This is a genomic window from Avibacterium endocarditidis (genome assembly GCF_002921145.1).
GTDB lineage: Bacteria > Pseudomonadota > Gammaproteobacteria > Enterobacterales > Pasteurellaceae > Avibacterium > Avibacterium endocarditidis.
In genome coordinates, this window is sequence record NZ_PQVI01000025.1 from 3,538 (window position 1) to 16,248 (window position 12,711).

9 protein-coding genes and 3 pseudogenes are annotated in these 12,711 nt (G+C 42.1%); 2 read left to right on the plus strand and 10 right to left on the minus strand.

Annotation, left to right across the window (positions count from 1 at the left end):
• Nucleotides 1-50: 50 nt before the first annotated feature.
• The 7 genes and pseudogenes from acnB to C3Z13_RS02700 all read right to left on the minus strand — a co-directional run bounded on the left by acnB (nucleotide 51) and on the right by C3Z13_RS02700 (nucleotide 4,729).
• Nucleotides 51-2,654: pseudogene (gene acnB, locus C3Z13_RS02670) on the minus strand (bifunctional aconitate hydratase 2/2-methylisocitrate dehydratase).
• Between the two features lie 114 nt (nucleotides 2,655-2,768).
• The gene (locus C3Z13_RS02675) at nucleotides 2,769-3,065 is read right to left on the minus strand and encodes a YciI family protein (protein WP_103853029.1); all 297 of its coding nucleotides are present in this window, start codon (nucleotides 3,063-3,065) and stop codon (nucleotides 2,769-2,771) included.
• 15 nt (nucleotides 3,066-3,080) lie between these two features.
• Nucleotides 3,081-3,539, minus strand: coding sequence for an acyl-CoA thioester hydrolase YciA (yciA, locus tag C3Z13_RS02680; RefSeq protein ID WP_103853028.1), 459 nt, complete (start codon nucleotides 3,537-3,539; stop codon nucleotides 3,081-3,083).
• A 9-nt stretch (nucleotides 3,540-3,548) separates the two neighbouring features.
• The gene (locus C3Z13_RS02685; protein ID WP_103853027.1) at nucleotides 3,549-4,094 is read right to left on the minus strand and encodes a septation protein A; all 546 of its coding nucleotides are present in this window, start codon (nucleotides 4,092-4,094) and stop codon (nucleotides 3,549-3,551) included.
• Nucleotides 4,094-4,327: a hypothetical protein gene (locus C3Z13_RS02690; RefSeq protein ID WP_103854925.1), complete on the minus strand. Its 234-nt coding sequence runs from the start codon at nucleotides 4,325-4,327 to the stop codon at nucleotides 4,094-4,096. The genes C3Z13_RS02685 and C3Z13_RS02690 overlap by 1 nt, the downstream gene beginning before the upstream one ends.
• Complete coding sequence (locus C3Z13_RS02695; RefSeq protein ID WP_181021997.1) at nucleotides 4,308-4,499, minus strand: hypothetical protein; 192 nt, start codon at nucleotides 4,497-4,499, stop codon at nucleotides 4,308-4,310. The genes C3Z13_RS02690 and C3Z13_RS02695 overlap by 20 nt, the downstream gene beginning before the upstream one ends.
• Complete coding sequence (locus C3Z13_RS02700) at nucleotides 4,496-4,729, minus strand: hypothetical protein (protein ID WP_103854927.1); 234 nt, start codon at nucleotides 4,727-4,729, stop codon at nucleotides 4,496-4,498. The genes C3Z13_RS02695 and C3Z13_RS02700 overlap by 4 nt, the downstream gene beginning before the upstream one ends.
• Before the next feature lie 447 nt (nucleotides 4,730-5,176).
• Here C3Z13_RS02700 and C3Z13_RS02705 point away from each other — a divergent pair, with 447 nt between their 5' ends.
• Complete coding sequence (locus C3Z13_RS02705; RefSeq protein ID WP_103854928.1) at nucleotides 5,177-5,824, plus strand: OmpW/AlkL family protein; 648 nt, start codon at nucleotides 5,177-5,179, stop codon at nucleotides 5,822-5,824.
• Nucleotides 5,825-5,962: 138 nt separating this feature from the next.
• Nucleotides 5,963-7,654, plus strand: a complete 1,692-nt coding sequence (gene dld / locus C3Z13_RS02710) for a D-lactate dehydrogenase (protein WP_103854929.1) — start codon at nucleotides 5,963-5,965, stop codon at nucleotides 7,652-7,654.
• Between the two features lie 85 nt (nucleotides 7,655-7,739).
• On the opposite strand, the pseudogene hemH reads toward dld, so the two are convergent.
• The 3 genes and pseudogenes from hemH to ydiJ form a co-directional block, all read right to left on the minus strand.
• Nucleotides 7,740-8,707: pseudogene (gene hemH / locus C3Z13_RS02715) on the minus strand (ferrochelatase).
• Nucleotides 8,704-9,123: a hotdog fold thioesterase gene (locus C3Z13_RS02720; RefSeq protein ID WP_103854930.1), complete on the minus strand. Its 420-nt coding sequence runs from the start codon at nucleotides 9,121-9,123 to the stop codon at nucleotides 8,704-8,706. The pseudogene hemH and the gene C3Z13_RS02720 overlap by 4 nt, the downstream one beginning before the upstream one ends.
• Nucleotides 9,124-9,128: 5 nt before the next feature.
• Nucleotides 9,129-12,219: pseudogene (gene ydiJ, locus C3Z13_RS02725) on the minus strand (D-2-hydroxyglutarate dehydrogenase YdiJ).
• Nucleotides 12,220-12,711: the final 492 nt, after the last annotated feature.

Below are 12,711 nucleotides of genomic sequence, written 5' to 3' on the forward strand. Positions count from 1 at the left end.
GTGCGGTGAAATTTTTTCAATTTTTCACCGCACTTTGTGATAGGCGTTGATTAAGCTGGTGCTTGGAAGATCACTTGATCGGCTTTTTGTGTATATTGATTAAGTTGATCAAAATTCATATAGCGATAAGTGTCGTCTTTGTCCTGCTGTAAATCCGCCACATAGGCTTGGTATTCTTCTGGCGTTGGCAGTTTGCCGAGTAGTGCTGCTACGGCGGCGAGTTCTGCGGAAGCCAAATACACATTCGCCCCTTGTCCTAAACGGTTTGGAAAGTTGCGTGTTGAGGTAGAAACCACGGTGGCGTTGTTTGCCACGCGCGCTTGGTTACCCATACAAAGTGAACAGCCTGGGATTTCAATACGCGCACCACTTTTACCGTAAATGCTGTAATAGCCTTCTTCTGTTAATAGACTGGCGTCCATTTTTGTTGGTGGTGCAAGCCATAGACGGGTTGGAATCACGTCTTTGAATTTGGCTAATAATTTTCCAGCAGCACGGAAATGTCCAATGTTGGTCATACAAGAGCCGATAAACACTTCGTCAATTTTATCCCCTTGCACTTCAGAAAGCAGTCGAGCGTCATCAGGATCATTTGGTGCGCATAAAATCGGTTCTTTGATTTCGTTGAGATCGATTTCAACCACCGCGGCATATTCTGCATCAGGATCAGCGCTGAGCAATTCTGGGTTTTCTAACCATTTTTCCATTGCTTTGATACGGCGTTCAAGGGTGCGCGCATCGCCATAGCCTTCTGCAATCATCCATTTGAGCAACACGATATTAGAATTGAGATATTCAATGATCGGTTCTTTATCTAATTTGATGGTACAAGCCGCCGCAGAGCGTTCAGCAGAAGCATCGGAAAGCTCAAAGGCTTGTTCCACTTTAAGGTGTTCTAGCCCTTCAATTTCTAAAATGCGGCCTGAGAAATATTTTTCTTGCCTTGTTTTTCTACGGTGAGTAAGCCTTGTTGGATCGCATAATAAGGAATAGCGTGTACTAAATCACGCAAGGTGATCCCCGGTTGCTTCCCCTTTGAAACGCACTAGCACGCTTTCAGGCATATCCAACGGCATTACGCCAGTGGCAGCAGCGAATGCCACCAAACCTGACCCCGCAGGGAAAGAGATACCAATCGGGAAGCGTGTGTGCGAATCGCCGCCAGTGCCTACGGTATCAGGCAATAACATACGGTTGAGCCAAGAGTGGATCACGCCGTCCCCTGGACGCAGGGATACACCGCCACGGTTCATAATAAAATCTGGCAGGGTGTGGTGAGTAACAACGTCCACCGGTTTTGGATAGGCAGCCGTATGGCAGAAAGATTGCATCACCAAATCCGATGAAAAACCTAAACAAGCGAGATCTTTTAGCTCATCACGAGTCATTGGGCCGGTGGTATCTTGCGAGCCGACAGATGTCATTCTTGGTTCGCAATATTGCCCCGGGCGAATGCCCTCTACACCACAAGCGCGGCCGACCATTTTTTGGGCAAGGGTAAAGCCTTTGTGGTTATCCGCAACGGCTTGTGGTTTGGCGAATACATCATTATCAGGTAAGCCAAGGGATTGACGCGCTTTATGGGTTAGCCCACGTCCGATAATTAATGGAATACGTCCGCCTGCGCGTACTTCATCTAATAACACATTGGTTTTTAAGCTAAATTCAGCCAAAACTTCATCGCTATCGTGCTTGCAGATTTTGCCTTGGTATGGGTAAATATCAATCACATCGCCCATATTGAGCTTGCTGACATCTACTTCAATTGGCAATGCTCCCGCGTCTTCTAAGGTGTTGAAGAAAATAGGGGCAATTTTTCCGCCTAATACCACGCCGCCTGCGCGTTTATTCGGAATGTAAGGAATATCTTCCCCCATAAACCACAACACTGAGTTAGTGGCAGATTTGCGTGATGAACCTGTGCCGACCACATCACCCACATAAGCGAGCGGATAGCCTTTTTCTTTTAACGCATTAATTTGTTGAATTGGCCCAATGTTGCCGGCGTCATCAGGCTGAATGCCTTCTCGTTCATTTTTCAGCATTGCTAAGGCGTGTAAAGGAATATCAGGGCGCGACCACGCATCTTGCGCGGGGGAAAGATCGTCCGTGTTGGTTTCGCCCGACACTTTAAATACGGTAACGGTGATCTTTTCATCTAATTTGGGACGTGATAAATACCAGTCTGCATTCGCCCAAGATTCAAGAATTTGTTGCGCGTAAGGATTGCCTTGTTTGGCACGTTGTTCTACATCGTAGAAATTATCGAACATTAAAAGGGTGGAAGAAAGGGCAGTGACGGCATAAGGGGCGAGGGCTTCATTATCAAGGGCTTGCAGCAAGGGTTCTATATTATAACCACCTTGCATTGTGCCCAAAATTTGCACCGCACTTTCTGGGCTAATCAATGGCGAATGGGCCGTGCCATTGACAATTGCAGCAAGGAAGGACGCTTTGACATAAGCTGCTTCGTCCACCCCTGCTGGCACGCGGGTTTTAAAAAGCTCAAGGAGATAATCGGCTTGCTCAGCAGGGGGATTTTTTAATAATTCGATAAGCTGTGCGGTTTGTTCAGCATCTAATGGTTTTGGTACAACACCTTGTGCCGCACGTTCATCAATATGTTTTTGGTAATTTTGTAGAAAGTTTGACATTGTGTTTCCTCTTATTGCTTTTATCGTTAGGGGTAGCACTTTTCTTGTTTTCACTTTCTTGCGTTAAACAAGAAAAGTGCGGTGTTTTTTGAGAGAATTTTTGCGATTTTTTGCTTAGAAAACTTTCTTAAATGGCTTAATAATCACCTCGCCATAAACGCCAGCTTCCACATAAGGATCTTGGCTTGCCCATTGTTGTGCCGCTTCAAGGCTGTCAAATTGGGCGATTACTGTTGAGCCAGTAAATCCAGCTTCACCGGGGTTTTCGTCATCAATGGCAGGATTTGGGCCTGCAGTTAAAAGGCGGTTTTCTGCTTGTAATTGTTTTAAACGTGCAAGATGTTGTTCACGCACCGCAAGGCGTTGAGCAAGGGTATTGGGTTTGTCTTGAGCAAAAATAACGTAATACATAGTTTCTCCTTTTTTTTAGGCTTCATCAATTAACGCAAGGGCTTTTTCTAGCTCTGGGTTATTTTCTCTTGGAACAACACGCGGTCGTCCGTTGCTATCTACTGCAACAAAGCTGAATACGGCTTCGGTTACGCAATAGCGTTCACCAATGGGTTCGCTGGATACTTTTTTCGCCCACACTTCAATTTTAATTTGCAATGAAGTGCGTCCCACTTTCACGCAGCGGCCGTAGCAACATACCACATCGCCCACAGAAATCGGGCGGATAAAGGTCATACTATCCACCGCCACGGTAACCACACGGCCGTGCGCAATTTCTTTGGCTAAAATTGCACCGCCCATATCCATTTGCGACATAATCCAACCACCGAAAATATCGCCGTTGGCATTGGTATCAGAAGGCATCGCAAGGGTGCGTAATAACAATGTGCCTTGTGATTGGCGGCCCGTTTTGGTTTCAATAAATGCAGACATAATGTTTTCCTATTGTTCTTTATTCTCTGTTTTTGGAAGATAACGATAAATATAAACGCCTGTTGCGACTGTTGCAACAAGGCTAAGTCCAATAATGCCGAAGGTTTTGAAATCTACCCAAAGATCATCGGAAAAATATTGGCTGATGATGATATTTAGGATCATACAAAACAGAAAAAATCCTGCCCAGCCTAGATTTAATTTATTCCAAACGGCATCAGGCAGTTGAATTTCTTTGCCTAATAATTGCTGAATGAGCGGTTTCTTAAAAATCACTTGGCTGATGATTAATGCCAAGGCAAACAAGGCATAAACTACCGTTACTTTCCATTTTAAAAATTCTAATTCGTTGAAATAAGCGGATAAAGCGCCAAAAAAAACCACCGCACTTCCCATAATGAGCTGTTGTTTTTCAATTTTGCCGTATTTCAGTTTCAGCACCACAAGCTGAATTATTGTCGCAATAATCAAGGCGATGGCCGCTTCACGAATGCCGACTAGTTTATAAACAGCAAAAAAAACTAAGAGCGGTATAAATTCTAAAATTTGTTTCATTATTGTTGATCCTTGCGCATAAATAAGGTGTAAAAGCGATAAGTGAAAAGTAACGAGAATACGCCAACCACAGCGCTTAAAAATAACATTACCACATCAAAAACAAGGTTATCGCTCAATGAAGAAATGCGTCTTACCACAAATGGCAGCACCACATAAATTAACAAACAATAAATAAACAGCGGCGCAGCGCGTTTCACGCCACTTAACCAGCTATTTTTCAAGGCTTGCATAATGCCCACGGGCTGAATCAGATATTCTGTAGAAGCGAGGCTTAAGCGTACAAAATAAAAAGCCGAGTAACATCGCCACCAAAGAGAGGATTGAAGGGGATTGTCCTTGTAAAATGGCAAACAGACTTTCTACCAAGCCGATCATTAAGGGAATAAACCCAATCACACTCACTGCCACCACGCCAGCAAAACGTGTTGTAAAGTTAACACCGCACTTTGGTTTAAGGGATTTTGGTTTAACGGATTTTGCTGCTGAACGCTAATGCGGTGAAACGTGAGAATCCCCCAAGAAGAAATAAATAAGCTAACTAACTGTTGTGCTACGCCAATTACCAAAAATTCTGCGCTGATATTGCTTGGCAAAGGCAAATTTTGCCCATTGGCTTGGCTGATTTCAGGCATCGGCACGACCGAGCTTAAAAGAAAATAGAAGATTAACGAGCTAATAAAAAGAAAAAGATAAATTGTTGGGTAATCTTTTTTTGATTACGCATAAAATTCCAACAATCTTGAAAAATTTGAGTAAAATTAATGTTCATTAGTTTGCTTCCAGTTAAAAATCATTGCGACATTATACAATAACTTGTCGAGCATTGCCCTTTCCTTATGTTGAAACCCTATCTTGTTATGAATAATGGCTTTTTGAGTTACAACGCTTAATTTTGTGTTAGATCAAATTTTCTCTATTGTTAAACAAAATGAAAAGTGCGGTAAATAAATTTTTCAATTTTTTTAACAAAATTTAAAAATTTGAGCTATATCACAAAAGTGATAACTATTTGGTGGTATATTTCGCAACGTGTAAAATACACAAAGTTTGTAAGGATATTAACTATAGAGGTACTTTTTATGAAAAAAACACTGATTGCACTAGGTTTAGCAAGTCTTTTGGTTGCCACTTCAGCCAATGCACATCAAAGCGGAGATGTATTATTAAGAGCAGGTGGCGTGTTTGTGAGCGCAAATTCTGATTCTCACACTAAAACACCAATAGATGTTAATTTGAAAGTAAGTGATAATGCGCAATTAGGGCTAACCGCGACTTATATGCTTACAGACAATATTGGCGTGGAATTATTGGGTGCAACACCATTTTCACATAAGATTAAAGCGAATGTTCCTGCGGCAGGTTTAAATTTAGGACAAGTTGCTAAACTTAAACAACTTCCACCAAGTTTGTATATGCAATATTATTTCTTAGATAAAGATGCGGGTTCTCGTCCTTATGTCGGGGCGGGTTTAAATTACACCAGATTCTTCAGCGCAAAATCCACTCACGCTGCGGTAACTGATTTACAAGTGAAGAAAAATTCTTTTGCACCAGTGGTTAATTTAGGGATTGATATTAAGCTTACGGACAATCTTTATTTCAATACTGCAATGTGGTACACAAAAATCAAAACCACGGCGAAATTCAAAGCCTTAGGCGCAGATCACGAAGTAGATGTTAAACTTAACCCATTTGTATTCTTTATGGGGTTAGGATATAAGTTCTAATTCAGTTGTCTTATTTTTTAGCCTGCATTGAATGTAGGCTTTTTTATCTTTTATTCTTTAATTGAAAGATTGAAATTTTCACCTATCCCCTTTATAGTAAATGTTAAATTATTGTTACGCAGTATAAAGAGGGATCAAATGTCAGCGACTCAATTAATTACGCAATTAGCGCAAATTGTTACTCCTAAATACCTTATTACCGATCCGCTAAAAGCGGAAGAATACACCACAGGCTACCGCTTCGGGCAAGGGAAAGTGCTAGCCGTGGTGCGCCCTGGATCATTATTAGAATATTGGCAAGTGTTAAAAGCTTGTGTTGCAGCCGATGTGATCGTGATTTCACAAGCAGCAAATACAGGGCTTACAGGTGGTTCAACACCAGCTGGTGATGATTACGAACGGGATATTGTATTGATTAATACAATGCGAATGACAGGTATTCAGCCTATTAATAATGCAGAACAAGTGGTGTGCTTTGCTGGTTCGCGTTTAAACGATTTGGAATCATTGCTGAAAGAATACAAACGTGAGCCGCATTCTGTTATCGGTTCATCTTGTATCGGCGCTTCGGTGATTGGCGGAATTTGTAATAATTCAGGTGGAGCCTTGGTGCAACGTGGGCCAGCTTATACGGAAATGGCATTGTACGCACAGTTAGATGAGAACGGTGAATTACACCTCATCAACAATCTTGGCATTGATTTAGGTGATAGCCCTGAAGAAATTCTGACCAACTTGCAAGAAGGACGTTATCAGCGTAAAGACATTCATCTTGATTGCGGTAAAGGACACGATCACGATTATTGCCATCATGTTCGCCAAATTGACGCGGACACACCAGCACGTTTTAATGCTGATCCGAATCGTCATTATGAAGCGTCAGGCAGCGCAGGAAAATTGGGCGTGTTTGCTGTGCGTTTGGATACCTTCCCGCAAGATAAAGAAAGTGCGGTGTTTTATATCGGCACAAATGATACCCAAGTTTTAACTGATATTCGCCGTCATATTTTGGCTGAATTTAGCAGTTTGCCGGTATCAGGTGAATATATTCATCGTGATGCCTTTGATATTGCCGCAGAATACGGGAAAGATACTTTCTGGGTGATTAAACGTTTTGGTACGCACCGTTTACCAAAATTATTTGCCTTAAAAGCCAAAGCCGATCGCTTAATGAAAAAATTCGCTTTTTTACCAAATCATCTCAGCGACAAAGCATTGCAATTTGTTTCTAAGTTATTGCCGCAACATTTGCCACAAAGTTTGAGAGATTATCGTGATCAATATGAACATCACTTAATCTTAAAAATGGGTGGGGAAGGCGTGAAAGAAGCAAGAGAATATTTGCAAAGCCTATTTGCAGATAGATCCAAAGGAGCATATTTTGAATGTAGCCCAGAAGAAACCCAAGCTGCAATGTTGCACCGCTTTGCTGTTGCTTCCGCTGCCATTCGTTATCGTGCCATTCACGAACCTGAAGTGGAAGAAATTGTGGCTTTGGATATTGCTTTACGCCGTAACGATCAAGATTGGTTTGAGAAATTGCCTGCTGAGTTAGAAAATAAATTAATTCATAAACTCTACTACGGACATTTTATGTGCTATGTGTTCCACCAAGATTATTTAGTCAAAAAAGGCTACGATTGGGAAGAAATCGAACACAAAATGTTAGCCTTACTTGATAAACGCGGTGCGCAATATCCAGCGGAACATAACGTAGGGCATTTGTATGAAGCGAAACCTGAATTGAAAGCCTTCTACCAAAAATTAGATCCGACCAATAGCTTCAACCCAGGCATTGGTAAAACTTCTAAAAAGAAAAACTGGGCGTAATTATGGTTTGAGTGAAAAACGAAAGTGCGGTCTAATTTTTAGAAAAATTTAGCAAAATGCCTAGACATTCATCTAGGCATTTTTTCTATATTTTCTTCTTAATTAATTCCGCCATCATTTCAATATGGGCGGGTTCTGCGTTAAGAGCGGGGATATATTGGAAAGATTTTCCGCCGTTATGCAGGAAAATGTCGCGGTTTTCTACTTCAATTTCTTCCAAGGTTTCTAAACAATCGGCAGAGAAACCAGGGCAGATGACGGCGACTTTTCAATGCCTTGGTTTTTTGTGGCATTTTGTAAAAAATGATCTGTATAAGGCTGCAACCATTCTTCACGCCCGAAACGAGATTGAAAGCAAAGTTGCCATTGGTTTTCTTTTAATCCAAGGTGATCTACCACGGCGATGGTGGTTTGTTTACAATGCTCGCGATAATAATCCCCTTCTTGCTCATAACGTAATGGAATGCCGTGATAAGAAAAGAGCAGGAATTCATCGGGTTTCATTTTTGCTTTGATGGATTGCACGAGTGCATCAATATATTGTTCATCAAGATGATAAGAATGGATAAACTCAAACGGCACAAGCCCACGAATGGATTTTAATGATTGGGCAAAGCAATCTAATACTGCTGCCGTTGTAGTGCTGCTGTATTGCGGATAAAGCGGTAGCACAATGATTTTATCCACTTGATTTTTGAGCAAATTTTCCACCGCACTTTGCATTGAAGGATTGCCATAAGTCATTCCAATTTCCACAAGAGCGTTAATGCCTTGTTGATCGAAATAGTACTGTAATTTCTGCTGTTGCTGTTTAGAAATCACCAATAATGGCGAGCCTTGTTCTGTCCAAACACTGCGGTAGGTTTCTGCCACACGTCTGGAACGGCGAGGCAAAATCACGCATTTTAATAGCGGCCACCATTGCCAGCGAGGCAGATCTACCACGCGTGGATCGGTAAGAAATTGCCATAAATAGCGTGAAAGGGCTTTGGGTTCTGGTGCGTCTGGCGTGCCTAAATTAGCAAGAATGACGCCGATTTTTTGTCTGTTCATTGATTCACCACGCTTAATGTGAGTTTTGCAAAGCAGCATAGTTTATCCGCTTGATCTTTAATGTCAATTTGCCAAAATTGAGTGGTTTTGCCTAAGCGAATAGGGGTGGCTCTGGCGGTTACCACGCCTTCACGTACGGGGCGAAGGTGGCTGGCGTTAATCTCTAGTCCAACCACCGCTTGCTTTTCTTCCACGCAACAAAAACCCGCCATTGACGCAACGGTTTCCGCCAATGCCGCAGAAATTCCGCCGTGTAAAAAGCCCATTGGTTGAGTGGTGCGCTGATCAACAGGCATTGTGGCTTCTAACCAATCGTCCCCTTGCGCGGTAAATTGAATGCCTAAATGCCCAACAGCACATTGGGCGTTGAATTGATTAAGTTGTTCTAAAGTAAAGGTTTTTTTCCAAATTTTCATCATTTTTAGCTCAGTAAGGTGAGTAACGCCTGCACGGGGTGTTTTGGTTGCCATTTGGCAAAACGTTTTATTTGACTACGGCAAGAATACCCTGTAGCAAGGCATTGTTCGGGATTTTTGCCGTGAAGTTTTTTCGCCCAAGAACTGGCATAGATAGCCTTAGACATTTCGAAGTGTTGCGTTTCGTGTCCAAATGTCCCTGCCATTCCGCAGCAGCCCACGTTTTCCACCTGTAAGCTTTGCCCAAAATGGGTGAAAATTTCTTGCCATTCTTTCGGGCTGTTCGGTAAACCTGTGGCTTCGGTGCAGTGAGGGAAGAGATACCAATCAGAAAAAGTGCGGTCATTTTTCACCGCACTTTTTACGGCTTGGCTGAAATGCGCGGACGGAAGCTGATTTTTCAGCCATTGGTGAGCGGTTAGCACTTGGAAATCACCGCGTTCATCGCCTAAAATCTCACGATATTCATCACGATAAGAAAGCACAATGGCAGGATCAACCCCCACTAACGGCAAGCCAAGTTTTGCCATTCGATTTAAAAATGTCGCTTGATTCTTGGCAGTTTTGGCAAAGCGACTTAGGAAACCTTTAATATGTTGGGCTTTGCCATTGGGCTTGAACGGCAACAAAATAGGGCGATAGCCGAGTTTTTGCGTTAGTGCGACAAAATCTGCTACCACTTTGGCATCATAATAAGAGGTGAAAGGATCTTGCACGATCAGAAACATTTTATCTTTTTCTCGCTCATTGAGGCGTTCCAGTTGCTCTAAGGAAAGCCCTTGATAATTCAGCTCAACCAATTGTTGTTGCAAATTTGGCTGGCTTAATCGCGGTAAACCCACCATTCCCAAGCATTTTTTCGCGATAGGCTGTGTGATTTTTGTTTGCCGCTGTGAAAAAATTAAAAAACGTTGGTGCTTTTGCCATATAAGGCGCGATCAATTCTACATTAGACACCACATAATCTTTGAGTGGACGTATATAACGTTGATGGTAAAAATGCAAGAATTTCGCACGAAAGCTCGGCACATCAATTTTAATCGGACATTGGCTAGCACAGGCTTTGCACGAAAGGCAGGTATCCATCGCGGCTTTCACTTCGTGGGAAAAATCATATTCGCCACGGGCTTTTTGCAGACTATGGCGAATTTTAGCGACAAAATCGGTGAGCTTTATTTGGCTTTGGCGAAAATCTAATTGATCGGCAGAAATGTTTTGATTTGCCAGTAAACGCAGCCACTCACGCACCATCGCAGCCCGTCCTTTCGGTGAGAAAAGGCGATTTTTGCTTACTTTCATTGACGGACACATCGTGCTATGCACATCAAAATTAAAGCATAATCCATTACCATTACAGTTCATCGCCCCTGAAAATTCCTGCTTCATTTGCACGGGGATTTGCCTGTCTTGATCTGCTCGCATTGGCGATAAGATAGAATAGAGCGATTGGCTACTTTCAAGTGCGGTGCAAATTTTACCCGGATTTAGGCGATTTTGCGGATCGAATAGGGTTTTGATATAACGCAGCTCTTGCCATAATTCAGGCGTGAAAAAGGTTTTGCCATATTGCGAGCGCATTCCTTTGCCGTGTTCGCCCCAAATTAGTCCGCCGTATTTGTGTGTGAGATCTGCCACTTGATCGGAAATTTGCTTGAATAATTTCACTTGTTCAATATCGCATAAATCAAGGGCAGGACGAACGTGCAATACGCCCGCATCAACGTGGCCGAACATTCCGTATTCTAACTGGTGAGCGTCTAACAAAGCTCGAAACTCGCTGATGTAATCCGCCAAATGTTCAGGTGGCACGCAGGTGTCTTCCACAAAAGGAATGGGCTTAGCCGCACCTTTCGCATTCCCTAGTAAGCCCACGGCTTTTTTACGCATCGCATAAATACGCTCAATGGAAGGCAAATCACTGCAAACTTGATAGCCGATAATATCATCTTGATTCTGCGCAATTTTCTCATCAAGCTGCGCGCAAAGTTGTGCCACTTGTTTTTCAATCAGGGCTTTGCTGTTGCCGGCATATTCCACAATATTCAAGCCAAGAATGGGTTTTTTTTGATCTTCAGTAAGTAGATCGCTTACGGAGTGCCAAATGATGTCTTGTTTGGCGAGATTTAGCACTTTGCTATCCACCGTTTCCACTGAAAGGGCATTGGCTTTGAGCATAAAAGGTGCGTTACGCAACGCGGCATCAAAAGAGCGGTACTTTATATTAATTAATGTGCGATATTGTGGGATTGGCGTGAGATCTAAAGTCGCTTCACAAATAAACGCAAGTGAGCCTTCTGAGCCTGTTAAAATGCGTGAAAGGTTAAATTCTGATTCATCATTATTAAATACATTTTTGAGATCGTAACCCGTTAAAAAGCGATTAAGCTGTGGCAAATCACGCAAGATTTCAGGGCGTTTTTGTTGGCAACGCTGGAAAATTTCTTGATGTAAATGACGGTTGCGCTGAGAAAGCGGTTGTTGCTGTAATGATTGCTCGAAATCTGCGGTTTTCAGCGCGTGGGTGTCAATCACTTCGCCATCGATTAAGACGGCACGCAAACCTAAAACGTGATCGGAGGTTTTGCCATACCGCAATGAGCCTTGCCCTGAGGCATCGGTGTTGATCATTCCTCCTAGGGTCGCACGGTTACTGGTGGATAATTCAGGCGAGAAAAACAACCCATAAGGTTTCAAAAATTGATTCAGTTGATCTTTTACCACGCCGGCTTGCACTTTCACCCAACGTTCTTGTACATTGAGTTCAAGAATTTTCGTCATATAACGCGAAAGATCCACAATAATATTATTATTTAAGGCTTGCCCATTGGTGCCTGTACCGCCGCCGCGTGGGGTAAAGGTGAGCGAAAGGTATTTTTCTTTTTGAGCTAATTTAGTGAGGCGCACCACATCTGCCGTATTCTTAGGGAATAAAATGGCTTGTGGCAGTTGCTGATAAACACTGTTATCCGTTGCAAGACTTAAGCGATCCGCATAGCTTGAAGCAATGTCGCCCGTAAAATGTTGGCGTTTTAATTCATTGAGATAATCTGAAACTAAAGGGGATAATTGTGGAATATCAGTTAATGAAGGTAGCATAATCAACTCTTAATTTTTGGCCCATAATCGATCAAATGAAGGAAATTTTAGCATATTCTACCAAAAACACACAGGGACAATTTGCCGTAAATTGAGTGAGATAGGGAGTAAAACAATGAAAAATCTGTTTAAAAAACGTTCATCTAAATGTGGTTTTTGCTACGGAAAAATAGGGCTAAAACGGTTTAATTGTTTAAATTATAAGCTAATGGGCTAAAAATCGTTTGATTTTCTTTTTTATCAGGTCGATAATATAACCACTTAAAGTTTAGGTTAAATAAGAAATCTGAATGGGTTCTAGCCTTTCTTTAAGTGATAGAACAAAGGTTATTTCCTTTTTAGGCTATTTAACTGACATTAATTTATAAAGTTTTGTTTTATAAAGACGTTTAAGATCAGAAACACACTTAGACGGTGTTTTAGGTTTTAGTTTTAATAACTAAATCAACGTTTATTTTAATTTAATGATGACTAAATAATAGAGGATCATCC